At 38.5% G+C, this 24,495-nt stretch carries 20 protein-coding genes and 2 riboswitches; of the genes, 5 read left to right on the top strand and 15 right to left on the bottom strand.

From position 1 onward, the window contains the following. Nucleotides 1-304 (top strand): IS3 family transposase (locus tag BMX63_RS16725; protein WP_143060179.1); only part of this gene is annotated, 304 nt, incomplete at its 5' end. A 59-nt stretch (nucleotides 305-363) separates the two neighbouring features. Here BMX63_RS16725 and BMX63_RS16720 read toward each other — a convergent pair. From BMX63_RS16720 to pcrB, 4 genes are read right to left on the bottom strand one after another with little or no spacing between them, the layout of a single operon-like run. After that, the gene (locus tag BMX63_RS16720; protein ID WP_093137632.1) at nucleotides 364-1,500 is read right to left on the bottom strand and encodes a CamS family sex pheromone protein; all 1,137 of its coding nucleotides are present in this window, start codon (nucleotides 1,498-1,500) and stop codon (nucleotides 364-366) included. Nucleotides 1,501-1,518: 18 nt separating this feature from the next. After that, complete coding sequence (gene ligA, locus BMX63_RS16715; protein ID WP_093137624.1) at nucleotides 1,519-3,522, bottom strand: NAD-dependent DNA ligase LigA; 2,004 nt, start codon at nucleotides 3,520-3,522, stop codon at nucleotides 1,519-1,521. A 15-nt stretch (nucleotides 3,523-3,537) separates the two neighbouring features. Further along, the gene (gene pcrA, locus BMX63_RS16710; RefSeq protein WP_093137630.1) at nucleotides 3,538-5,739 is read right to left on the bottom strand and encodes a DNA helicase PcrA; all 2,202 of its coding nucleotides are present in this window, start codon (nucleotides 5,737-5,739) and stop codon (nucleotides 3,538-3,540) included. Between the two features lie 55 nt (nucleotides 5,740-5,794). Then, nucleotides 5,795-6,478 carry a heptaprenylglyceryl phosphate synthase gene (gene pcrB, locus BMX63_RS16705; RefSeq protein ID WP_093137622.1) on the bottom strand — a complete coding sequence of 228 codons (684 nt, stop codon included), beginning with the start codon at nucleotides 6,476-6,478 and terminating at the stop codon, nucleotides 5,795-5,797. Nucleotides 6,479-6,944: 466 nt separating this feature from the next. Here pcrB and BMX63_RS16700 point away from each other — a divergent pair, with 466 nt between their 5' ends. After that, nucleotides 6,945-8,330, top strand: a complete 1,386-nt coding sequence (locus tag BMX63_RS16700) for a glycine--tRNA ligase (RefSeq protein WP_093137619.1) — start codon at nucleotides 6,945-6,947, stop codon at nucleotides 8,328-8,330. A 205-nt stretch (nucleotides 8,331-8,535) separates the two neighbouring features. Here BMX63_RS16700 and BMX63_RS16695 read toward each other — a convergent pair whose 3' ends face one another. From BMX63_RS16695 to BMX63_RS16685, 3 genes are read right to left on the bottom strand one after another with little or no spacing between them, the layout of a single operon-like run. Beyond that, on the bottom strand, nucleotides 8,536-8,841 hold the full coding sequence (locus tag BMX63_RS16695; RefSeq protein ID WP_093137617.1) for a YerC/YecD family TrpR-related protein: 306 nt from the start codon (nucleotides 8,839-8,841) through the stop codon (nucleotides 8,536-8,538). 30 nt (nucleotides 8,842-8,871) lie between these two features. Continuing rightward, complete coding sequence (locus BMX63_RS16690; protein WP_245732872.1) at nucleotides 8,872-9,942, bottom strand: DUF3048 domain-containing protein; 1,071 nt, start codon at nucleotides 9,940-9,942, stop codon at nucleotides 8,872-8,874. A gap of 45 nt (nucleotides 9,943-9,987) precedes the next feature. Further along, nucleotides 9,988-11,724, bottom strand: a complete 1,737-nt coding sequence (locus BMX63_RS16685) for an adenine deaminase C-terminal domain-containing protein (protein ID WP_093137615.1) — start codon at nucleotides 11,722-11,724, stop codon at nucleotides 9,988-9,990. Between the two features lie 127 nt (nucleotides 11,725-11,851). Between BMX63_RS16685 and BMX63_RS16680 the strand changes: the two genes are divergently transcribed. After that, complete coding sequence (locus tag BMX63_RS16680) at nucleotides 11,852-12,121, top strand: YgaP family membrane protein (protein ID WP_245732871.1); 270 nt, start codon at nucleotides 11,852-11,854, stop codon at nucleotides 12,119-12,121. Nucleotides 12,122-12,396: 275 nt separating this feature from the next. Here BMX63_RS16680 and purB read toward each other — a convergent pair whose 3' ends face one another. Genes purB through BMX63_RS16665 form a run of 3 tightly spaced genes read right to left on the bottom strand, consistent with a single transcriptional unit; the run spans nucleotide 12,397 to nucleotide 14,506 of the window. Continuing rightward, nucleotides 12,397-13,692 carry an adenylosuccinate lyase gene (gene purB / locus BMX63_RS16675; protein ID WP_093137614.1) on the bottom strand — a complete coding sequence of 432 codons (1,296 nt, stop codon included), beginning with the start codon at nucleotides 13,690-13,692 and terminating at the stop codon, nucleotides 12,397-12,399. Nucleotides 13,693-13,740: 48 nt separating this feature from the next. Then, complete coding sequence (locus tag BMX63_RS16670) at nucleotides 13,741-13,905, bottom strand: NETI motif-containing protein (protein ID WP_245732870.1); 165 nt, start codon at nucleotides 13,903-13,905, stop codon at nucleotides 13,741-13,743. Next, nucleotides 13,880-14,506, bottom strand: coding sequence for a DUF2179 domain-containing protein (locus BMX63_RS16665; RefSeq protein ID WP_093137610.1), 627 nt, complete (start codon nucleotides 14,504-14,506; stop codon nucleotides 13,880-13,882). The genes BMX63_RS16670 and BMX63_RS16665 overlap by 26 nt, the downstream gene beginning before the upstream one ends. Nucleotides 14,507-14,751: 245 nt before the next feature. Between BMX63_RS16665 and BMX63_RS16660 the strand changes: the two genes are divergently transcribed. Continuing rightward, the gene (locus BMX63_RS16660) at nucleotides 14,752-15,183 is read left to right on the top strand and encodes an Hsp20/alpha crystallin family protein (protein ID WP_093137608.1); all 432 of its coding nucleotides are present in this window, start codon (nucleotides 14,752-14,754) and stop codon (nucleotides 15,181-15,183) included. Between the two features lie 463 nt (nucleotides 15,184-15,646). Here the strand turns inward: BMX63_RS16660 and BMX63_RS16655 are convergent, their stop codons facing one another. The 5 genes from BMX63_RS16655 to BMX63_RS16635 form a co-directional block, all read right to left on the bottom strand. Next, a complete protein-coding gene (locus BMX63_RS16655; protein ID WP_093137606.1) occupies nucleotides 15,647-16,963 on the bottom strand; it encodes an NCS2 family permease in 1,317 nt (438 codons plus the stop codon). Nucleotides 16,964-17,085: 122 nt separating this feature from the next. Then, a riboswitch (purine riboswitch) is annotated at nucleotides 17,086-17,187 on the bottom strand. 90 nt (nucleotides 17,188-17,277) lie between these two features. Continuing rightward, a complete protein-coding gene (gene guaA, locus BMX63_RS16650; protein WP_093137605.1) occupies nucleotides 17,278-18,819 on the bottom strand; it encodes a glutamine-hydrolyzing GMP synthase in 1,542 nt (513 codons plus the stop codon). A 119-nt stretch (nucleotides 18,820-18,938) separates the two neighbouring features. After that, nucleotides 18,939-19,040, bottom strand: a riboswitch (purine riboswitch). A 143-nt stretch (nucleotides 19,041-19,183) separates the two neighbouring features. Beyond that, nucleotides 19,184-21,373, bottom strand: a complete 2,190-nt coding sequence (locus tag BMX63_RS16645) for a transglutaminase TgpA family protein (protein ID WP_093137603.1) — start codon at nucleotides 21,371-21,373, stop codon at nucleotides 19,184-19,186. A gap of 1 nt (nucleotide 21,374) precedes the next feature. Next, complete coding sequence (locus BMX63_RS16640; RefSeq protein WP_093137601.1) at nucleotides 21,375-22,640, bottom strand: DUF58 domain-containing protein; 1,266 nt, start codon at nucleotides 22,638-22,640, stop codon at nucleotides 21,375-21,377. Between the two features lie 2 nt (nucleotides 22,641-22,642). After that, nucleotides 22,643-23,599 (bottom strand): AAA family ATPase, encoded by a 957-nt coding sequence (locus BMX63_RS16635; RefSeq protein ID WP_093137600.1) that lies wholly within the window; start codon nucleotides 23,597-23,599, stop codon nucleotides 22,643-22,645. 328 nt (nucleotides 23,600-23,927) lie between these two features. Between BMX63_RS16635 and BMX63_RS16630 the strand changes: the two genes are divergently transcribed. After that, on the top strand, nucleotides 23,928-24,488 hold the full coding sequence (locus BMX63_RS16630) for a DUF4352 domain-containing protein (RefSeq protein WP_093137598.1): 561 nt from the start codon (nucleotides 23,928-23,930) through the stop codon (nucleotides 24,486-24,488). Nucleotides 24,489-24,495: the final 7 nt, after the last annotated feature.

The following is a 24,495-nucleotide window of genomic DNA, read 5'->3' as shown; positions in this document are numbered from 1 at the left end:
TACTATACACTCTGATCAAGGCTGGGGTTATCAAATGAAGAGGTATGTAAAGAAACTAAAAGATAATGGTATCTTTCAAAGTATGTCCCGAAAAGGAAACTGTCTAGATAATTCACCAATGGAGAATTTCTTTGGGCTAATGAAACAGGAAATGTATTACGGTAAAGTTTATAAATCATTTGAAGAGCTTAAGCAAGCAGTAACTGATTATATTTTTTACTATAACAATGAACGGATAAAAGCAAAATTGACTGGCATGAGCCCGGTGGAATACCGTCTGCATACCAGTCAACTAGCTGCTTAAATATTTTGGTCTAACTTTTAGGGTTCAGCACACATCTGTATGGTTAGTCTTTTTTATGGTTATTGGTAAATATATACTTCCGGCTCTTCTTCACCCGCATCTCTCCAGATTAACGCTTCCTGTTTATCTGGAGATTGAATATTTACTTCAATACCATAATTATTCGTGAAGGTTTCCATAATAAGCCCGTAGGCAAACTGGCTAAAGGCTGTAACTTCCGTTTTCCCATGAAACTCTATAGGTATTTTAATCTTTATTTCTTGTAATTCATCATTTACATAAAATCCTTTACCGACTACCCCGACAAAGTTAGGGAAAAATTCACGAACTTCACTCGTGAAATCGCTCATAACGGCCGCTTCGGTTTGGTGTTTGTCTTCTGCTTCATCAGAAGGGAATAGAATGTAATCCTCATTGATTGTTTCCCATTCCCCAGTAGAAGAGCTTCCTCCCTCAACAAACGTTTTGGCTACAAAATTGCCTGGAACCAGTGAAGATTGCTCTTCTTCTCTAAATAAGGCGATCATTACCGGAACGTCTTGCAATTCCTCAATATTTCTTATACGTTTCAATATCGTTTGCGCATATTCCTTCCCCTTAGCTAACATTTCCTTTTGACTAATATCTTCATAATAAGTAGGTCCACCAGTTTTTGCTTCAAACTGGTAGACTGATTTTAATGCAAGACCTATAGAAACTCCTCTTACTTCCACTTGATTTCCTTCGGTTTTTTGTAAATAATTTTGTTCCAGAACATGAGACAAGTACCGCGGGGCATCACGATAGGATTTCGGGTCATTCTTATCGCCTTTGAGTGCTGGATTAAGCCCCTTATCATCTTCGTTTTTTCGTTCTAACCAGCTATAAACCATATCCTCTGTTAAATATTGCCCTTCTTGAAACAGGTAATCCTCTGGATCAAAGGCATCTTTTGAGTGTCTTCTTAAACCTTCTTCCAGCTCCGTTATATCAAATCGATTAAATACCTGATTAACAATTACACCTCTGGCAGCTGCTGGTTTGTATTCAACAGGCATTTTATATTCTTCATCTGAAATGTTATAGCTAGGTACAATGGCTGTTTCGGATTCTTCTTCCTTCGTATCCTGAACAATCTCTTCCTCCTCATCATAGTTCGGTGTACAACCGGCAATTATGAGAATGAACAGGACAAGAATTAATAAACTTTTCTTCATCATCACTCTCCACCCCTATTAGCTTAAGGCATCTACCATTTGTTGCTCATTCCAAATCGTTACTCCAAGTTCCTGTGCTTTATCAAACTTTGAACCTGCATCTTCACCGGCTATGAGAATATCCGTATTTTTACTCACACTACTGGTTACTGTTCCACCTAAAGCTGTAATTTGTTTCTTTGCTTCTGAACGTGAATACTGCTCAAGTTTACCCGTTAAAACGATGGTTTTGCCTGAAAAAGGTGATTCTGTATCAATATCTTCTTCAGTAAGTCCCTTATATTCCATATTTAAGCCTAAATCCCTTAATTCCTTGATAAGAGATTGGACTTGAGGTTTTTCAAAATAGCGTACAATCGAATCCGCTACTTTTTCACCGATGTCCTGGATAGCAATTAAGTCATCCATATTGGCTTCCACCAGGGAATCCATTTCTTTAAAATTTTCCGCTAATGTCTGAGCAGCCTTATTTCCAACATACCGTATTCCTAAACCAAAAAGTAACCGTTCAAGTGAATTTTCCTTTGAGTTTTCAATGGCTGTTAAAAGATTACTAACAGATTTTTCTCCCATTCTTTCTAATTTTAACAGTTCTTCCTTTTGAAGTTTATATAAATCAGCAATGGTATGCACTAAATCATGTTCAAAAAGCTGTTTAATCACCTTTTCTCCAAGGCCATCTATGTTCATCGCATTTCGGGAAACAAAATGAATGAGTCCCTCTCTTAAATGAGCAGGACAATTTGGGTTAATACAACGTAAGGCAACCTCCTCTTCCAGCCTTACAAGTTCACTGCCACATTCTGGACAATGGGTTGGCATGTGGAATGGTTCTTCATGGCCTGAACGACGATCAACATCCACTCGAACAACCTCAGGAATAATATCGCCGGCCTTTTTAATGACAACTGTATCTCCAATACGAATATCTTTTTCCCGAATTAAATCTTCATTATGCAGAGAAGCCCGTTGTACAGTGGTTCCGGCTAATTGAACAGGATCTAATAGTGCTGTCGGTGTTACGGCACCCGTTCTCCCTACACTTAATTCAATATCCCTTAAGGTAGTGGTGGCTTCTTCTGCAGGAAACTTATAGGCAATAGCCCAACGCGGACTTTTAGCTGTAAAGCCAAGCTCCTCTTGAATATCCATTTGATTAACCTTAATGACAATCCCATCTATTTCATAGCTTAATTCCGGGCGATGCTCTGTCCAATATTGAATGTATGCAATGACTTCATCAATGTTTTTACAGGTTTTCGTTTCTGGGTTTACTTTAAAGCCTAATTGTTTTAAATAGGACAAGCGTTCACTATGGGAAGCCAATTCTCCCGCCTCCCATTCCCCTACACTGTAAACAAAAATATCTAAATTACGCTTGGCAGCAATTTTCGGGTCTAACTGACGCAGGGATCCTGCTGCTGCATTTCGTGGATTAGCAAACACGTCTTTACCCTCTGCTTCTCTGGCTTCATTAAGAGCCTTAAAGGATTTCACTGGCATGAAGGCTTCGCCGCGAACTTCAATGGTCTGATTTTCACTAATCTTTAGCGGAATGCTTCGAACGGTCTTAAGATTCTGGGTGATGTCCTCTCCTGTACGTCCATCGCCACGCGTAGCCCCTCTCTCTAAAATTCCATCAATGTAACGGAGAGAAATAGCTAGTCCGTCAATTTTCAACTCACACACATAATTAATATTCTTTGCGTCTGTCCCTTCCCGTACTCTGCGATCAAAATCACGTAAATCCTGTTCATTAAAGGCATTGCCTAAACTGAGCATCGGGATATTGTGCTGAACCTTTTGAAATGAATCTAAAGGTTTTCCACCTACCCTTTGAGATGGAGAATCAGGAGTTAACAGATCGGGATATTCAGCTTCTAAATCTTGTAATTCTTTCATTTTTGTATCATATTCATAATCGGAAACAGAAGGGTTATCTAATACATGATACTCATAATTGTACTGATTCAATTCATCGCGTAGGGTTTGTATTCTCTTTTCAGCCGTTTCTTTATCCAAACTTGCGCACCTCCATTACCCTTTTGTAATTGGGGCAAATCTTGCCAATAAACGTTTAATCCCAACTGGTGCCGGAAAGGCAATATCCAGTTCCATTTCATCACCACTACCTTGTACTTTTACAACTGTTCCTTCTCCCCATTTTTTATGCTGTACTTTATCCCCAGAACTCCAATCAATCGTTTCTCCACCAGTTGAAGCTTTCCCCATTGTTTGTGCCTTACGCTTAGGGCTATCTGGCGTACGATGCTGTGAAGGACTGTGGATAGATGTTTTCTGTGTTTGAAAACCTGTCGAAAACATCGATTCTTCTTCTTTATCGATATATTCATCCGGGATTTCGTTAATAAATCGGCTAACTGGGTTCATATTGGTTCTGCCATACAAGGTACGCATTTTAGCATGTGTTAAAAATAATTTCTTTTCCGCTCTTGTAATCCCAACATAAGCCAGTCTTCTTTCTTCTTCCATTTCCTCTTCGTCCATCAGAGAGCGGCTATGAGGAAATACACTTTCCTCCATTCCGATTAAGAACACAATTGGAAACTCTAATCCTTTAGCCGAGTGTAGAGTCATAAGCACGACTTTATTATCTTCATCCTCATCCTCTACTTTATCTATATCTGATACTAATGCTAAATCCGTTAAGAAAGCTATTAACGATTTATCATCATTGCTGGCTTCAAATTGATTGATTACGGTTTTAAATTCGTTAATATTTTCGAGTCGACTTTGTGACTCAAGCGTTTTTTCTTTTTTTAGTATCTCTTCATAACCAGTTTTTTCAATAACATCCTCAACGATTTCTGTTACAGATAAGAATTCCTGCATCTGCTCCCAGTTTTTAATCATCTGCTGGAAATTGACCAGGGCATTTGTCGCTTTTTTACTTAAGCCAATAAAATCCGCTTCTGCTGCCGCTTGGTAAAGGGATAGGTCATGAGATGCGGCATAAGCAAGCATTTTTTCTATTGAAGTATTTCCAATTCCTCGTTTAGGTACATTAACAACACGTTGGAAACTTATATCGTCATTTGGATTGGCAATTAAACGCAAATAAGCGAGTAAGTCTTTAATCTCCTTACGATCGTAGAACTTTGTACCTCCCACAATTTGGTAAGGGATATTCGATTTTACAAATGCATCCTCAACGGCACGAGATTGAGCATTGGTACGATATAAAACCGCCATATCCCGGTATTGCAGATTTTCTTCATTCATTAATGTTTCCATTTGCTCCACAACATATATCGCTTCATCCCGTTCACTTGCCGCCTGATGAAATTGAATTAACTCCCCTTCTGTATTTTCTGTCCATAATTTTTTAGGCTTTCGAGAGACATTATTTTCAATTACATGATTTGCTGCGGCCAGAATTTTTTTCGTTGAACGGTAATTTTGCTCTAACATAATGGTCCGGGCATTCGGATAATCCTTTTCAAAAGATAAAATATTTTCAATATCTGCCCCACGCCAGTGATAAATTGATTGGTCAGAATCTCCTACTACACAAAGATTCTGATGGCGTTCAGCCAGCATTTTTACAAGCTGATACTGAGCATGGTTGGTATCCTGATACTCGTCCACATGAATATATTGAAATCGGCGCTGGTAATATTGTAAGGTTTCCGGAACCCTTTCAAACAGTTGGATGGTCTTCATAATTAAATCATCAAAATCTAATGCATCATTTTTATTCAAAGTATTTTGATAGCCTTCATAAACTTGGGCATTTGTTTCTTCATAAAAATGATTAGCTTCCTTCTTAAGTTGTTCTGGTGTCATTAATTGGTTTTTAGCTGTACTAATGCCATTTAACATGGCACGTGGATCCCACTTCTTCGGATCAAGGTTTAAATCTTTTAACACTTGTTTAATTACAGATAATTGATCACTCGTATCCAAAATAGAAAAGTTACGATTAAACCCTATTCGATCAATATCCCGACGCAGAATACGAACACATAATGAGTGGAAGGTCGACATCCAAATCTCTTCAGATCCTGCACCTACCAGCCGCTGTACCCTTTCCTTCATTTCACGTGCCGCCTTATTTGTAAACGTAATAGCGATAACATTGTACGGAGGTACACCTTTTTCATGGAGAAGATAAGCGATACGATGGGTTAAAACTCTTGTTTTCCCACTTCCTGCTCCTGCCATAATTAATAGGGGACCTTCCGTATGCTGAACGGCTTTGGCCTGCTCACTATTCATTCCTTGTACAATTTTCTCTACTATACTCAAGGTATCCCCACCTACCTATTGATTTTTAATTCTTAACTGCTTTCACTGTTTTAAGTGCATTGGACAAATCTTCATAAATAGCATTCCCAACTACAACGATATCTGCAAATTGAGCCATTTCTTTTGCTTGTTTTGCTTTATAGATGCCCCCGCCATATATAAGTAAGGTTTGATCCAGCTTTTGCTTTACACGTTCAACCAGTTTAGGATCTCCATATGTACCGCTATATTCTAAATAAAAGAACGGAAAACGAAACATTTTCTCTGTCATTTGGGCATATGCAATCACATCTTCATCCTTTAAAGAAGTGGAATGGGTATATTGAAAAGCCTTTGATTCTGGATTTACCATACAATAGCCTTCCATAAAGATTTCATCCCAGTTCATGATGTCTCCATATTCTTTCACTGCCTGGTGATGTAAATCCATGAACCATTTCTTATCCTGAGAATTTAACACAGAAGGAATAAAGTAATAATCAAACCCTGGCGTTAGGGATTCAGTATTCGATATTTCTAATACGCAAGGAACCGAATGACGTCTTACTCGTGCGAGAATCTGCAGGACATTATCAAGCGTAACACCGTCCGTACCCCCAACCACGATTGCATCCGTTCCTGACTCACATACTTTTTCCAAACTGTCATCAGATATCTCTTTGTTTGGATCTAGTTTAAACACATGATTCCACTTATGAATATCATACATTATAGACCGTCCTCTATTATATAAATTACATCTCCATTATTATAGCAAAAATTTGATTGGGATTATATCATCAAAAGAGCATAGTTACATGTTTCCTGTGCCATGTTTTTACAGAGAACCAAAGGTAACTTGTGACTAAAAGAAGGATATGCTAAGATTAGATAATCAGAAGACAGTAAACCTAAATGTATATAAGTACATTGATGAATCTATAGTATCTAAATCCTCTTCATGAAGCGATTCAGGGATGGTGAGAGCCTGGAGAATGGTTTAGAGAAACGGCAATTCGGAGTACGTCTTGATTGAAGCGGATGTAGAAACCTTCTACATCAATCAGGGTGGAACCGCGGGAGATAAACTCTCGTCCCTGGGCTCTTAGCCTAGTGACGGGAGTTTTTTCTGTTCACAAACATTATAGAACACCCGTTCGAAAAAATCAACTAACAAAATGAAGGAGGAGTCCTTAATGGCCAAAAATATGGAGGAAGTAGTGAATCATGTCAAGCATCGTGGGTTTGTATTTCAAGGTTCAGAAATTTATGGCGGACTTGCCAATACTTGGGATTACGGTCCTTTAGGGGTAGAATTAAAGAAAAATTTAAAGGATGCCTGGTGGAAAAAATTTGTGCAGGAGTCCCCGTATAATGTGGGATTGGATGCTTCCATTCTCATGAATCCGAAAACATGGGAAGCCTCTGGTCACTTAGGAAACTTTAATGACCCTATGATGGATTGTAAGGAATGTAAAGCCCGCCACCGTGCCGATAAATTAATAGAAAATTATTTTGAGAGCAAGGGCGAGGAAATTGTAGTCGATGGCCTTCCATTTGAAGAAATGCAGAAAATGATTGAAGAAAATGATATTGAGTGTACTGAATGCGGTGCAAAAAACTTTACGGATATCCGTCAATTTAATTTAATGTTTAAAACTTATCAAGGTGTAACAGAAGATTCAACAGATGAAATTTACCTTCGTCCAGAAACAGCCCAGGGTATCTTTGTCAACTTTAAAAATGTTCAACGTTCGATGCGTAAAAAGCTTCCATTTGGTATTGGTCAAATTGGTAAGAGCTTTAGAAACGAAATTACCCCTGGGAACTTTATCTTCAGGACCCGTGAATTTGAACAAATGGAGATGGAATTTTTCTGTAAACCTGGAACAGAAAAAGAGTGGCACCAATATTGGCTTGATTTCTGTCATAATTGGCTTCTGTCTTTAGGATTAAGCGAGGAAAATGTCCGTCGTCGTGATCATACAGATGATGAACTCTCTCATTATAGTAATGCAACAACAGATTTAGAATATCATTTCCCATTTGGATGGGGAGAATTATGGGGAGTTGCTTCTCGTACGGATTATGATTTAACGCAGCACGCTGAACATTCCGGCGAGGATTTCCAATACATTGATCAGGAAAATAATAATGAACGTTATATTCCTTATGTCATTGAGCCGGCATTGGGTGTGGACCGTTTAGTTCTATCCTTCCTTTCTGATGCTTACGAAGAGGAAGAGTTAGAAGATGGATCCAAACGAACGGTGATGCATTTCCATCCAGCTGTTGCTCCATTTAAGGCGGCTGTATTCCCGCTTTCTAAAAAGCTGTCAGATGAAGCGAAAGAGGTTTATCAAGAGCTGGCCAAAGACTTTATGATTGACTATGATGAATCCGGATCCATCGGGAAACGCTACCGTCGTCACGATGAAATTGGAACGCCTTACTGCATTACATTTGATTTCGATTCCCGTGACGATCAGCAAGTGACAGTACGTAATCGTGACACCATGGAGCAAACGCGTATGTCAATCAGTGAATTAAAAGATTTCTTGAGTGAAAAGGTAAGCTACTAATAGATTAGGGGCATATCCCTGAATTGAGCAGGTCTGTATAAAGTGTAGCAACATATCTTGTTTAAAATTGTTTAACTTAGATAAAAAAGAATCATGCTTTAAAACTTTCAGTTAAGCATGATCACAAAAGTTGAGCCTGTTAAAATAAAAATTCGTATGCCATAACAGAAGAAGCGCATGGTCTCTTCATTCCATGCGCTTCTTCTTATTTATTTTCCTCTTTCTCATAAATTCGGTCTAAAACTAATTGATAAGCATCATTGCCGTAGTTTAGGCATCTTTTGACTCGGGAAATGGTAGCCGTTGATGCACCCGTTTGATTTTCTATCGCATGGTAAGTGTCTCCCTCTCTTAGCATGCGGGCAACTTCGAGTCGCTGGGCTAATGATTGGACTTCATTCATCGTTGCCAAATCATCAAATAATTCATAACATTCTTCAATAGTTTCTAAGGATAGAATGGCTTTAAATAATTGATCCAGTTCTTTTCCACGTAGCTTGTCAATTTGCATGGTTTAACGTTACCCTCCTATGCACGTACTCTAGTTAAATTGAATGGACTGGTCGATTCCTGGTGATTCGGGAACAACATTTACCCACGTCTTACCTGGTACAAATTTCACCTCTTTGCCATCCTTAAATGGTAAAATCCTTCCGTCGACATTTTTCCATTCTACTTCTTGAACAGTTCCTTTTTGAATTAAGTATCCTCTGCCTCCTGATTCCAAATCAATCTCACGTCGTAAAGCAGAGTCAATCACTCGATGTCCCGTTTCCACGATAAATATATTATCTAAGACAATAGGATCCTCATTTTCTAATTCCACAGTCTTTTCCCCATCACTGTAACGCACATATTGTTCATTGACCTCATCGTATTCATAAGTTACTTCCTCAAGGCCTTCCCGATAAACAATATGGACTCGGTTTGCTTCATCCCCGGAAATTTGATTTATCTCATCTTTTGAAAGGAAAGGATAAGGTTCATATTCTTTTTTCGTTTCTAATCCCTTTTGTTCAGCCGCTTCATAGACATTTGGATAAATCAAATAAGAATTGTGCGGTGCTTGACGAAAGCTTTCCCGTTTAAATAGATACTGATCATCATCATGTACAGCACCACGAATTAAATCAACGCCTTTATTGACAATCATATTCTCTATATGTTTAGCGGCTCCATGATAAACATAAATAGCATCCATACCTAAGGCCAAATCAGCATAATACTCTCTTGCGCTTCGTACGGGGCCGACAACCTCTGGCTCTTCACTTTGATAGAAAGCAAGAAACCTTGTAATTGGACCTTCTGCCAGCAACTCATATACAATATCGGCTTTTGATAAGCCTGATTGAGGACGGGCTTTGGTATGATTATTCACCATTATACCCACTATTCGATTATTAACAGGTTCATTCGTACCAAGGCCTGTTAATGGATAAGTATTTTCAAATTCGGGTTCTGATGGTTCTTCGGGATTTTCTTGTTCTGCAACTGGTTGTTCTGTATCTTCTTTATTTTCGTTATCAGATGCATCATTATTGTTACACCCCGTAAGAAATAGAGCCAACATCATGCAAATGATAAAGGACCATTTCGGTAATCTTTTAAACAATTTATCCCACCTTTTTGCTCTGTTATACTTTATCCCTTTTATATTTTAACGCATTATTGAAGGAAAGAGTACCTCTTTCTTCTTCACATCCATAATTCCTCTTTGGGTTATGCGAATATACGGCAAATGAGCAGCTGATAGAAACAATAATGTATAAATAGGGTCATTAAATGTATAACCGTGTTGTTTAACCGTGTTCGATAATTCCTTTTCTTTTTGAAGAAGCTCTTCCATATTTTCATCAGATAATCTGCCTTCCATTGTTAACGGAAGCTCGCAAATAATCTCTCCTTGATCGGCTAAAACAATTCCACCGCCAATTTCCTTTAATCGATTGAAAGCTAAACGGATATCCGCTTTCCTTTTTCCAATTAACGTAATATCTCCTGCGCTTGAGTATGAGCTGACCAGGCCACCTAAGCTTTGAGTGAACCCACGCAATAAAGTTGCAATACGCCACTTTCCTTCTCGGTCCACTAAAATGAGAAAAGCATCCTGATTATCTGTGGAAATCTCGTCCCCTTGAAGTTTATCATGAATGGTGAAAGGATTCATAATAACGTCATTGGCCATTTCCAAGCCTATCGGAACAAAAAAGCGGAAGTCACTATCACGTAAATCCCAATTTAACTCTAAACGTTTGATTCCATACTTTTTCCAATCGAATGAAGGCTGTTCATATTGGACATTACCGTCATATTTTATCCATTTGCCTTTTGCTAAAACAGAGATTGGAGTGGGATTATCCTTCGCTTCGAGGAAATTGATATGTGCGATACGACCTGGGCCGATACTTCCTACCAGATGATCAATACCAAAATGCTTTGCAGAATTATAAGACCCCATTGCATATGCATCGGCTAACGGAACTCCTTCTTCAATCGCAATTCCAATGCACATATTAATAATCCCGTTCTCATAATAAGACGGCGGTGAACCATCTGTTGTTAACATAACCTGATCGTATGAAGTCATTTCATAGTCCTTAAGCTCTCTTAAGATTTTTCGTAAATCCGGGCGAATGGAGGAATGTCTAAGAGCTACACGATAGCCTAATAAAAGACGACGATACACTTCCTCGCCTGATATGGATTCATGATCACTATCTGCCCCAAGCAGCTTCATTTTTGTCAATGTTTCTAAAGATGCACCAGGAAAATGCCCTTCCACAGGCTTTCTCAGCCGCTTCGTTTCCTGCATCCAATGAAGCATACGATCATCATCTTTTAACACACTCGTCCATGAAGTCAACTCTCCGCCCTGGATAACAGCATCATGCTTTAACCATGACAAGACATTTGCCTTCCGGATAAATTGTTCATCATCCTGTAAGAAGGATTGGGAATCGAAACGCGCCCACCAATAAAGAGAAGTCGGTAAATCATCCAGTTCCTCCAATATAGAAAACGCTTTCTTATTATCTAATAAATAAAGGTACAAGAGATTATCATTAATGAAAACAGATGTACCAAATTGAGATGCATATAGTGATAAAGTATGGGGATTATATAATTGAAATGGATGTGCGTGTGGTTCAATATATCCTGGAACTAAATACTGATCTTTACAATCAATGATTTGTACATTCTCATGTTTTGGCAATCGATCTCCCATATAAACTATTCGATCTTCATATATCCAAATATGAGCATGCATCCATTTTTTCAAAAAAACATTTAAGTACGTAGCATTTTTTAAAACAAGCGTTGGTATTAAGCGATTATCAATAACAGCGACATGTTCCCGGAGCTGTCTGTTTCTCCATCGGCTATTAAAAGTCATGTTCGTCCCCCTTTTTAAATAGAAAGCACAAGCTCTTAAATCTTATTATGCAAGTTGCCGTGCATAGCTTAAAAACTTTTATTATGTAAAAGTTTAATACATTAACACTGTGAAGGGAAGGATAAATTTGGTTCAAAAAAATGTAGGGACAATTAATGCACTGATTCGAATTACTTGTGGACTTACATCAGTAAGCTTCGGTACAGCCGGATTAGTTAAAAGAGGCGAAAATGGCAAAAATGGATTTCTCATTCTTATGGGTGCCATGAAGGTTGCTGAAGGTATCGTCCGCTACTGCCCTGTGACAGACCTGATAGATAACACACAAATGGGTCAAGATGTCATACAAGGAATGAAGACAAATCAGCAGAGTCAGGCCAATCAATATGAGATTTAAGAACGAAAGCGGGGATTGCCAGGTTAACGATGTACGGACTGGACTCATGCGTTAAGAAATAAAGGAAACAAGACAAACGAAAATCAGGGTCGAGGTTGACTTAACTTACGGAGGTGAAGGAAGTCCAGCTAGTCCCTTCTCGCCGAAGCTTGACGTCGCCATTTTTGAGTTTTTATCCGTATATAACACTAGGGAAAAGCTTGAGGAATAACTCCCTCAAGCTTTTTGTTGTGCAATAACATATTTATGAAAATCCAGCCTTTTATATTCAATCATCACGACAGTCCAATGTTTTCAAAGATGCGATCTACATTCTTTAAATGGTATTCAGAATTAAAACATTCATCTAAATCCTCTTTCGACAAAACGTCAGTAATAGTTTCATCATTCTCCAAAAGCGTTCGGAAAGGAACTCCTTCTTCCCATGCTTCCATCGCTTTAGGCTGAATGATATCGTATGCCCTTTCACGTACCATTCCTCTTTCAATAAGGGTAAGCAGGACACGCTGAGAAAAAATAAGTCCATATGTCTTGTCCATGTTCCTTCGCATATTCTCCGGGAAAACGGTTAAATTCTTTATAATGTTCCCAAAACGATTCAGCATATAATTAATCACAATGGTACTGTCAGGTAAAATAATTCGTTCAGCAGAAGAATGAGAAATATCCCGTTCATGCCAAAGGGGAACATTTTCATAGGCTGTGAGCATATGCCCCCGCACAACTCTGGATAAACCTGACATATTTTCCGAGCCAATAGGGTTCCGTTTATGCGGCATGGCTGATGAGCCCTTCTGTCCTTTTGCGAAAAATTCCTCTACCTCACGGGTTTCCGTTTTTTGAAGCCCACGAACTTCTACGGCAAATTTTTCAATGGATGTGGCAATTTGGGATAAAACCGATAAATAATGAGCATGTCGATCTCTTTGCAGTGTCTGAGTAGAGACTGGTGCAGGAGTGAGACCTAATTTCTCACACACATATTTTTCAACAAAAGGATCAATGTTCGCATATGTACCTACAGCCCCAGATAGCTTTCCTACTTCTATCTGCTCTCTGGCTGACCGAAAACGAGCTAAGTTCCGCTTCATTTCTTCATACCACAACGCCATTTTTAATCCAAAAGTGGTTGGCTCTGCATGAACACCGTGCGTACGCCCCATCATCACTGTGTATTTATGTTCCTTCGCTTTGTTTGCCAGGATTTCAATAAATTTTTGTAGATCCTTTTCAATAATTTCATTAGCTTGACGTAACAAATAGGATTGTGCCGTATCTACAACGTCCGTAGAGGTGAGGCCATAGTGCACCCATTTTCTTTCTTCGCCTAATGTTTCAGAAACTGCCCGTGTAAAAGCTACGACATCATGTCTTGTTTCCTGTTCAATTTCTTTCACTCTATTGCTATCAAAGGATGCTCTTTGACGAAGAAGTCTAACATCTTCTGTTGGAATTATTCCCAGCTCACTCCAGGCTTCACAAGCAAGGATTTCAACCTCAAGCCAGGCATTCCATTTATTCTCTTCATCCCAGACTATACCCATTTCCTCTCTTGTATAGCGCTCAATCATGTCTATTCCCCCTATTTTCTATGTCATTATCTAAACATTATGTAAAAGCTAAGCCTCTTCCTTTTTGACAGCTTCAAAAATAATCTCCTGTTTTACAGGTTCCATGCCCTCATCTGTTTCTTGAAAAATCGGTTTTTCAAATCTTTTTACAGGCCGGTACCCCTCGTTATCTATTCGAGTTAAACAATCATGAATCGTTTCGTTCTCCTCCACCTTGAACTTTTGCTTTTTCGTTTTCTTTCCCACCTTGTTCACCACCAGCTAATTGCTTATTTCGTCTAATTCGTAGTTTACGTACTTGTTTTACCCAGAAGCCTCCGTGAATCGTCTTCGGTTCATAGGCAATCATAAAAGCCTTGGGATCCATTTCATGAATGGTCTTATATAAGTTTACCTCATACTTCCTAGGAGTTAAAATCTGCATTGCCAGACGATCTCCATCCATGCCGTGTGCAGACCAGCTTGTTACACCATATCCTTTATCTCTCAGCTTCTTTGTAAACTCAATATCAGGATTGGTGGAAATAACATTGACAGTTATGTAGCCTAAAGCAAGCTTCTCCTCAATTCTCGTACCAATAAGCACACCTATTCCAAATCCAAGTGCATAGGCTACAACATTTTGAATTTCATTTAAATTATCCAGCACCAGCCCTAAACCTACAATATAAACAACCGTTTCAAACATACTGACAAAAGCAGCCGTATATCGCTGCCCCTTTAACGTTAGCATCATGCGAACCGTTGAAAGTGAAACGTAAACAATATTAATCACTAAAATGATAGATACCATGATAAGTACGTTATCTAACATGCCGTTACCTCCTCTATCTTATCATTTGAAACTCCTATTATTATAATCACCTACTTCTCAATTTTTGCATAAATTATTAAAGGAAACATCATTTAGCAATGAATTTTTACGACTAAATCGTAAGTTTAACTACTTAGGAACTTCACTGCTTGAAGAGTACTTCCAGTTGTGGATGATAGTACTGGAAGTTCATTTGTGTTAAGGAATTTCGCCTTTTGTATATACTTACGCTGGAGGTAAAAAGTATGGATCCTTTTAAAAATATGCAAGATTGGAAAAAGAATATGGATAACTTTTTTGGTGAACAGTTTTGGAGTGAATTTGAAGGTATAATGAAGCCCCCTATTCCCCAAATCAACATATATCAATCTGATCACGAATTAACGATTCTCTGTAATATACCCGGTATGAAGGAAGTTAAAAACATCGATCTATTTGTCGATTACGCCAGTCTTGAAATCCAAGGTGTAATTAGTTTACCCTCTCAGGGAAATTTGGTACAGGAGGAAATTTTGCAGGGTGCCTTTGACCGAAAAATTGAGCTTCCTTTCCCTGTCCGCGGTGATAAAGTAGATGCAACCTACAAAAACGGTCTACTAAACATTCAGCTGTATCGGTTAATTACCAAAGAATCAAATAAAAACCGTGTGTCAGTACGGGTGATGGATAAGGATTAGAGAGAAAAGCCGTTATTTGATGAATCTTCATTCGTGAAAGCAGGAAGTAACGGATCCAGAGCGTTTTCTGCTCTGGATTTTCCCTCTAAGTCTTTTGGATAAACGGAGGAGACTCTATTCTTTCTAATATGCAATAAATCTGATCTGTTTGTTCCTTAATTCTGTCTCTTTGTTTAATAATTCGGTCTACGTTTCATTTATTCAAGTTTTTTATTTTTGAGCGAAAAATGATCAGGTCGATAGAAGCGTGTTTTCGGCTCAATTTGAGAGGAATCAAATCGACTGCTCCAATATTCATGTCGGTTTTCTTCTTATTTCTGTCTCATTTCTCTATTATTCAGTCACACAACATCATAATCCAGTCACAGCTTCATAGATTCCCGTCTCTCCCCCAACATCTTATGCTTTTGTCCGCTAAAAACCCCAGCTCGGAACAAGGCCAGGCTGGGGCTCATCAAATCTATTAACTTAAGAAAATAAAGTACAAGACAAAGATAACAAAAAGCCCATACATAATCGGATGAATCTCTTTCATTCGCCCTTTTAATAACATCGTAATGGGATAAAACACAAAACCAATCGCAATTCCTGTTGCAATACTATAGGTTAATGGCATGGCTATCACAGTTAAAAAGGCAGGTACTGCAATTTCAAATTCATCCCACTCAATATTTTTTAAGCTGGATGCCATCATCACACCAACAATAATAAGAGCTGCAGCTGTGACCTGGGAAGTAACCACATTTAACAATGGAGAAAAGAATAGAGCAAGCAGGAACAATACAGCTGTAACAATGGAAGTAAAACCTGTACGTCCACCGGCTCCAACCCCAGCCGTAGATTCTACATAAGATGTTGTAGTAGAAGTCCCTAATACAGATCCCGCAACAGTAGCAGCTGAGTCGGAAAATAAAGCTTTGCCTGCTCGAGGCAGCTTATTATCCTTCATTAAACCAGCCTGGTTGGCGACTGCCACTAACGTTCCAGCTGTATCAAAGAAATCCACAAAAAGAAAGGTAAGAATAACAACGAGCATTTCCATCGTAAAGATATCACCGAAGTGGGCAAATGCCTCTCCAAAAGTTGGCGCTAAGCTTGGTACACTACCGACAATTTGATTAGGTGCATCAATTAAACCAACCAGCATTCCAGCAATAGCTGTCATAATCATTCCATAAAAGATTCCGCCCTTTAACCCAAGAACGAGTAAAATAACCGTCACAAATATACCAAAAATCGCTAATAGCGTCGTAGGTTCAGTTAAATCTCCTAACGCCACCAAAGTACTTGGCTCTGCTACAACAATCCCTGCATTTTGCAAACCAAGAAAGGCAATAAATAAACCAATCCCTGCACCTACCGCCATTTTCATTTGAGCCGGGATGGCATTAATAATCATTTCACGTATACCTGTTAACGTCAGAACAATAAAAATAAGACCTGAAGCAAGTACTCCCGCGAGTGCTGTTTGCCAGGGAATTTCCCAGGTTAATACAACTGTATAAGCAAAAAAGGCATTTAACCCCATTCCAGGCGCTAATGCAATGGGATATTTAGCAAGCAGCCCCATAATCAAAGTACCAATCGCTGCTGCTAGCGCTGTAGCTGTAAACACAGCCCCTGAATCCATACGGTTTGGTAAATCCTGAACATCCTGCAGCGATAGTACACTAGGATTTAAAAATAAAATATAAGCCATAGATAAGAACGTTGTAATTCCCGCTATCGTTTCAGTACGATAGTCAGTACCGAGCTGATTAAAATTAAAAAACTTTTTCATCTTCCTTCCTCCCTGTCTGGTTTAAAAGCAAAGAAAAAAAGACACTCCAAGCTGTCGCCTAGAGTGTCTACTTATTACGGAAGGGAATTGCATACATCAAAAAACATAAAAAAGCAATGGCATCATGTATGCAATAACCTCGTAGTCAGACCATTTACGGTGGTCCGGTAGAAACTCATGGGCCCTATTCCCAAAATTATACGACGGTGTTTCTTTATGAATAAATTCAAGTTTATCGTATATGATAGAGTTACTTTTGTCAACGTAATTACGAATAATTTAAATCATTTCTTTTATAATGTTCGTTAAAAATCTTATTCCCATTCTATAGTTGATGGCGGCTTACTCGTAACATCATAGACTACACGATTAATTTGCTCTACTTCATTGACCATTCGAGTCGAGATTTTTTCCAGAACATCTAAGGGAATTCGTGCCCAATCAGATGTCATACCATCAACAGACGTAACAGCGCGAATAGCTATGGTGTGATCGTATGTCCGCGAATCTCCCATAACCCCAACACTTTTAATATTCGGCAAAACCGTGAAGTATTGCCAGATTTCCTGATCCAAACCTGCTTTAGCAATTTCATCACGCAATATGGCATCTGATTCACGAACGATTGTTAATTTTTCTTCTGTTACTTCACCTAGAATCCGTATAGCAAGTCCTGGACCTGGAAATGGCTGTCTCCAAACAATTTCTTCTGGTAAACCCAGCTGAAGGCCAAGCTCACGAACCTCATCCTTAAACAGCGTATTAAGCGGCTCTATTAAATCAAATTCCATATGCTCTGGTAATCCCCCTACATTATGATGAGACTTAATGGTTTGGGCTGTTTCCGTGCCGCTCTCAATAATATCTGTATAAAGTGTACCCTGTGCGAGAAAATCCATCTGTTCTAGCTTTGAAGCCTCTTCATCAAAGACATAAATAAATTCATTTCCAATGATTTTACGTTTCTGTTCCGGATCTGAGACACCAGCTAGCTTCTCAAGAAACCGGTCTTTTGCATCAATTTTTATAACGTTCATATGAAACTCATCACGAAATGTATCCATTACCGCATCAGCCTCATGCTTTCTCAACAATCCATGATCTACAAACACACAAGTCAATTGATTGCCTATAGCCTGGTGAATTAGAGCCGCAACAACAGAAGAATCGACGCCACCGCTTAACGCACATAAAACATTTCTATTGCCAACTCCCTGGCGTATTTTTTGGGACTCTATCTCAATAAAATTTGCCATAGACCAATTGGCTTTTGCCTGACATACGCTAAAGATAAAGTTATTCAATAAATCGTTTCCATATTCTGTATGTTTTACTTCCGGATGAAATTGTACCCCATATAGAGGCTTTTGTGAATGGCTCATGACGGCAATTGGACATGATTCGCTTACTGCATCAACACGAAAACCATCTGGTGCATTAATCACTTTATCACTATGGCTCATCCAGACAACCTGTTCATGGGGAAGACGATTAAACATAGCATTTTCATGATTAACTTGGATTTCAGCCTTTCCGTATTCCCTGTCATCTGCACGTTCTACATTACCTCCGAAATGATGAACCATCAATTGCATTCCATAGCAAATCCCTAAAACCGGGATATCCATGTTAAAAATCTCAGGGTCACAGCGAAAGCTATCCTCAGCATAAACGCTATTTGGACCTCCTGATAGGATAATCCCCTTAGGATTCATTTGTTTGATTTCATCCGCTGTCAGACGATGGGAATGAAGTTCACTGTAAACTCCCATTTCCCGGATTCTTCTCGTAATGAGCTGATTATATTGACTTCCGAAGTCTAAGACGACTATCATTTCCTGTTGATTTTTATCCATTATACTCACCCCTAAACTAGTAGATGTCTTTCTTGTTCTCTATTGTTAATAGTGCTCCCTTAGATACAAAAAAATGGATTTCCACCTATGATACAGAAGGCAGAAATCCAGTATATTGTATACGTCAGATCTGCCTTCATAGTCAGGATATTTAAGGTATCCCGGTAGAGACTCTCGAACCGTATTTTCGAGGATATATGAAGGTTAAGATGTTTTATTTTGGGCTGCTGTCGCATGATTTGTGCTTTAGCTACCGCAAAGTACACGTCCCTTTCTGCGGAATCACTAAGTAAAAATGAACAATCTAATAGAAAATTAGCTTTAACTTAAGTTTTTCTTATTCTACCAATCCCAAACAGAATGGTCAAGACAGGATTCGCTTGATAAGATTTTCCCACAGCTCCTGTTTCCGATTCCATTCCCTTATATTTTGATCATCCCGATACAAAATACGTTCATAGGAATTGGTCAATCGTCCCATTTCATTTGTACGCATCTGGTTATCAATCATTCTCGCATATTCACGTAAAGTCTGGTCTGATCCCCTTTTATATCCTTTATGTTTAAGCAGCGACAATAGAAAATGGTATGCCTTCATATACGTTTCTATATCTGTGTTTTTACGAAACTGTCTGCTTTTTAACCAGTAACCAAACGTATATCGCTTCCAGTACAAGATTCCAAGAAGACTTAAAACAATAAGTCCCAGGATGACCATTGGGAGGATTGATATATTTAGCGAAAAGTTGGATTTCGTCTCCTCCTCTTCCTGTTCCGGTGGTTCATTTTCCATTTGACTAACAGGAATATCCTCATTTTCCTCTTGATTGGTTAATTCTTCTAAATCTTCACCGGATGTAAAATCTACAGGATTATAAAAACCCTTAGTTGGTTCAAATGGAACCCAGCCGATTTCAGGGAAATAAACCTCAACCCAGGAGTGTGCATTAGAGTTGGTAATCTCATATGTGTTACCGTCCACACTTCGATCTACAATTTCGCCGGGCGCAAACCCTTTTACCCATCTGGCCGGTATATCAACCGAGCGTAAAAGCATAACCATTGATGTAGAGAAGTTATCACAGTATCCTACCTTAGATTCAAATAAAAATTGATCGACATAGTCCTCGTTTTCTCCTGGAACAGGCACATTTGTTGTACGATATTGAAAATCAGATGAGTTAAAATAATCCTCTATCGCTTTAGCTTGATCATAACGATTGGTCTCCTCAGCTGTTAGTTCATGAGCCAGCTCCCCTACCCTCGAAGGTAAGGATTCGGGTATTTGCGTATATTGATCTTTTATATTCTGAGGATCCTCCTGACCAGCCTCACGCAATGCTTTTAAAGAGTACGTCGGTTGATCGTAACTTACACTATATTGATTCATAGGTACTTCTTCACTAGCTATATGAGAATAAATTTCACCCGTAACTGGATTATAAGAGAAAGAATAAGACTGATCCCTCTCTGATTGAATGTCTGTTATGCCATACGGATATACCAGCTTCGGTAATTGTTGTTGTTCATTAAACGAAATAGTCCCCTGCCGCTCTTGGGTTTCAACTGTATCCGCTGTATCAGCAAAATGAATGGTTCCATCGTCGCTGAAGGTAAAGGATTCTTCTTTAGAGAACTCTGAACGCACCCATCCTTTTCCAGTATACACATCTTTCGTTTCAATCTTCCAATATTGAGCATCTTCTACCGTAGCCTCGAATACAAGGGTATGATCTTGTATAAAAGATCCTCCTAATCGCTCATCATTCTCCCCATAACCTACCTTTTTAAGCGCAGTACCTGATCCAGCGTTTCCTGTTGCGTTTTCAGACGAGCTCTGAATAAATGGAACAGGGTCCGGCCATTGGGGATTAAATTTCGGTGCAGCATACCCTACTAAACCGGAAAAGAGCACGAGAGTAATTAAAGGTAATGCCCATGCCAGGTAATTTCCCTTCGGAAGTCGAAATAGTCTTTCTTTAATCATGATACGCTGAACATTCGTTATCCCTAATATAATCATAGAAATGACAAAGGTTCGGATGATAGCATATTTAGCATCATATAATGTAAATGTATCTACCACAGTAAGATAAATCAACGTTAAAACAACAAAAAATAGTGTTCTCTTCGCAATAACAAACCAATAATAGAGTAAATAGCTCATTAGCCATAATAGGATTAGAAAGAGTAATGAGCGATATAAGGAAGTCATTTCCCACCATTGTTGGGAGAGCATGGCATCTATATTCCACTGAATGTCATTAAATAAGTGCTGAAACCATGCAGATGTCAGGAAGGTCTCCGAAAAGAACAACCCATCTAAAATAAAAAGCATACCAAATAGTTTAAGAGGTGATGTAATCCACCATTGAATCTGCATATAAGATAGGAAAAAGCAAAACATGGTGTATAAGACAAAAATGCTGACATTTCCTGTATCGGTAATTTGGTTCAAAGGTATTAGCCATTCCCAAAACAGTAGAAAACTGCCAATATAAATCGTAGAGTTAATCCAAAATTGACGTTGTTGCTGGTTTGTTTCTAAACGCATATTAAGCGTTCACCTCAATTTTTTCCTTCATTAAAATTCCCTCTGTAAGTAGATTGATGACAACGCCACTACTACTCAAGTACTTTAATCTTTGACGTTCTTCAGCTGAAATTAGTGAGCTTGCTTTAACCAAGAAGAGAACCACACGGGAGTTTTTCTGTTTAAGTTGAATTAACGTATCATAAAGTTCTAAGGATAATTCCGTTGTAACCACCATAGATAGATAGCCTTTTGGAAGTTTACCGACCTCTTGTTTAATCATTTGTCCAAAGGGAAGACTATCTTCAGGCTGAACAGTCGCCAAATAACGTTTGACTTGCTCCTTACTCATTGAATCCTTGTGAACCGGGATTACTTGACGATTACGTCCTAATGAAGCAAAAAATAACTGGGCAGACTCTTCCCTAATCGCATCTATTAAAGACACCCCAATCTCAACAGATCCTTCAAAAGCCAACCAATTATAATCATCATGCTTCGTTCCATCAAAAAGAATATACATATCCTGACTCTTTTCCTGATCGAATTCTTTGGTCATCATCGTATTCCTTTTGGCTGTAGACTTCCAATCAATCCAGGATACACGATCGCCAGGGATATATTCACGAACTCCAGAAACAACCATCGTATTCTTAACCATACGATTATACGAAGAAGACTCTCCTTCCTCAAAGCTCTGTGCATATTTATGGAATTTAAGGTTTCGTTCCATTGGATAAACCATTAAAGAATTCTGCACTTCGTAGATTTTTTCTTTTTTAATAAAACCAATGAAGTCTCCGCTAATAACACGAATTTGATTAAATAAATGCTGTCCCCTGGGCACTTCCTCTATTTGGTATTCAAATGAAAAGGTCCGTTTAAACCAAGGGAAAATAATCTTCTTCGCATTACGCTTTTCTTTTAAACGATCTGGATTAGCCAAATACGAATACTTTTTCCGTTTAGTATCCCGAAAATGAATCGACTCAGGTAAAACATCTTCAATGATACAGTAATATAAAGGAAGTAAGCGGGGACGTTTAAAGGTTAATTCTATTTTAATAGTACTTCCTGTTTCTGAAATGACAGGATAAATCTTTCGGTCTAGTTTGATACGAGACATTGGATAAAAGAATAATAAAATCATATAAATAAAAATTGGGAGGGTACTAAAAAACAGAAACCAACTAACAAAACCACCCTGGAACATGGCATACGCATATAATATGCCTGCGGGTATAAAAATACATAGCAACTTAAAAACCTTTTTTATGATTGTACCCATATCTATCCCCTATCTATTGGAACCTTGGTTTGTGCCAAAACCTCTTCCACAATCATTTTTTCATTTTTATCCTCAAACTTACTCTCTGAAGTAATGATAATACGATGCGCTAATACAAATGGTGCTAAATATTTGACATCATCAGGAACGATATAATCACGATTATGGATAAACGCATAAGCTTTAGCTGCTTTCATAAGTGCTATCGAACCACGAGGACTAGCCCCTAAATAAACTTGCGGATGATTTCTCGTACCACTTGTTATATCAACAATATAACGCTGTAAGGATTGATTCACGAATACCTCATCAATTTCTCTTTGCAAGTGGATAAGCTCTTCCTGTGTCATAATCGGTTCGATTTGATCAATTGGATGTGAATGAGATGTACGGTTTAACATATCCATTTCCTCTTGAGGACTTGGGTATCCCATATTCAGCTTCATTAAAAAACGATCAAGCTGAGCTTCTGGTAAAGGATACGTCCCTTCATATTCAATGGGGTTTTGTGTAGCCATGACAAAGAATGGTTTTTTCAACGGAATGCTTGTTCCATCAACCGTAATATTCTTTTCCTCCATCCCTTCTAATAAGGCAGACTGTGTCTTAGGTGATGTACGATTGATTTCATCCGCTAGGACAATATTCCCAAGAATAGGACCCGGACGAAATTCAAATTTAGATTCTTTTGGATTATAAATCGAGACACCTGTTACATCAGAAGGTAATAAATCGGGTGTAAACTGAATTCTCTTAAACTCACAATTTAACGATTTTGCCAATGCACGAACAAGCATAGTTTTTCCAACACCAGGAACATCTTCTAATAGAACATGCCCTTGTGCTAATAAGGCTACAATACTTAATTTCGTGACTTCCTCTTTTCCTATAATTACTTTTTGAATGTTTTGTAAGAGCTGATCAGCCTTTTCATGAAATACAAATGTTTGCTGGGTCATTAGATCCGGTTCCTCCCAATAAATAATCAAAATATTTTGTGAACATATACCATATTATTACTATACTATATTCCTAGTATGTACACAAAAGCGAAATCTTATAATCTATGTGGTAAAAATTAGTCCATTACCTTTTGAAAAATGAAAAGGTATCTGAACATTTTATGTTGAGAAAATGATGTAGATGAATGCATACAGGAGAGAATGATTGAGGTTAAAAGGGGGAAGAGACAGGGAGTGTTAAGATCAGCTTTTGATTTCATTTATGAATAAAGGATGGATGTACTCCCAGAATAAGATATAGTTATCTATTTAAGGGGGAAATTCCATGAAAAAAAGGTTATGGTTCATACTTGTATTCTTTTTAACAATCGGACTTGCTGCCTGTGGAGATGCTGAAATTGAAGAGGCAGATGATAAAGGACAAGAAGGGGCAACCAGTGATAATCCTGAGGAGCAAGACGATAATCAGGAGGAAGATAAAAACACTACTGAACGATTTGCTATTGGTGATACCGTCAACTTTGATGGCGTGAATATTACCTTAAACGAAGCCAGAATTGAGCCAGGTGGTGAATTTGATACACCAGAAAACGATCAGTTCATTGTGGTAAACTTAACTGCTGAAAATACAACAGACGAAGAGGTCACCATGTCTTCCATTATGAATATTGAATTAAAGGATGCGGAGAGTTACTCTTACAGTACAACAATTTTGACCGAAGGAATGAAAGGACAATTCGACGGATCCATTGAACCAGGAGGAAAATTAAGAGGTGAAATTCCATTTGATGTGCCTAAATCAGATTTCTACGAATTACACTTTTCCGATCCATTTAAATCAGGAAAAGCGATTTGGGAAATCCCTTCTAATCAGTTGGCTCAATGAGGCTGCC

It is taken from the genome of Salinibacillus kushneri, assembly GCF_900111405.1.
GTDB lineage: Bacteria > Bacillota > Bacilli > Bacillales > Alkalibacillaceae > Salinibacillus > Salinibacillus kushneri.
This window is presented reverse-complemented; position numbering and strand designations above follow the sequence as displayed.

Coding starts and splice junctions, on each gene's coding strand:
- BMX63_RS16635 (WP_093137600.1), bottom strand. CDS start 23,599: ATGACCCAGCAAACATTTGTATTTCATGAAAAGGCTGATCAGCTCTTA.
- pcrA (WP_093137630.1), bottom strand. CDS start 5,739: ATGAATAGTGAGCAGGCCAAAGCCGTTCAGCATACGGAAGGTCCCCTA.
- BMX63_RS16720 (WP_093137632.1), bottom strand. CDS start 1,500: ATGAAGAAAAGTTTATTAATTCTTGTCCTGTTCATTCTCATAATTGCC.
- BMX63_RS16685 (WP_093137615.1), bottom strand. CDS start 11,724: ATGACTTTTAATAGCCGATGGAGAAACAGACAGCTCCGGGAACATGTC.
- pcrB (WP_093137622.1), bottom strand. CDS start 6,478: ATGTATGATATTCATAAGTGGAATCATGTGTTTAAACTAGATCCAAAC.
- BMX63_RS16655 (WP_093137606.1), bottom strand. CDS start 16,963: ATGAAAAAGTTTTTTAATTTTAATCAGCTCGGTACTGACTATCGTACT.
- BMX63_RS16700 (WP_093137619.1), top strand. CDS start 6,945: ATGGCCAAAAATATGGAGGAAGTAGTGAATCATGTCAAGCATCGTGGG.
- BMX63_RS16645 (WP_093137603.1), bottom strand. CDS start 21,373: ATGCGTTTAGAAACAAACCAGCAACAACGTCAATTTTGGATTAACTCT.
- BMX63_RS16660 (WP_093137608.1), top strand. CDS start 14,752: ATGGATCCTTTTAAAAATATGCAAGATTGGAAAAAGAATATGGATAAC.
- guaA (WP_093137605.1), bottom strand. CDS start 18,819: ATGGATAAAAATCAACAGGAAATGATAGTCGTCTTAGACTTCGGAAGT.
- BMX63_RS16695 (WP_093137617.1), bottom strand. CDS start 8,841: ATGCAAATTGACAAGCTACGTGGAAAAGAACTGGATCAATTATTTAAA.
- BMX63_RS16640 (WP_093137601.1), bottom strand. CDS start 22,640: ATGGGTACAATCATAAAAAAGGTTTTTAAGTTGCTATGTATTTTTATA.
- purB (WP_093137614.1), bottom strand. CDS start 13,692: ATGATTGAGCGCTATACAAGAGAGGAAATGGGTATAGTCTGGGATGAA.
- BMX63_RS16630 (WP_093137598.1), top strand. CDS start 23,928: ATGAAAAAAAGGTTATGGTTCATACTTGTATTCTTTTTAACAATCGGA.
- BMX63_RS16665 (WP_093137610.1), bottom strand. CDS start 14,506: ATGTTAGATAACGTACTTATCATGGTATCTATCATTTTAGTGATTAAT.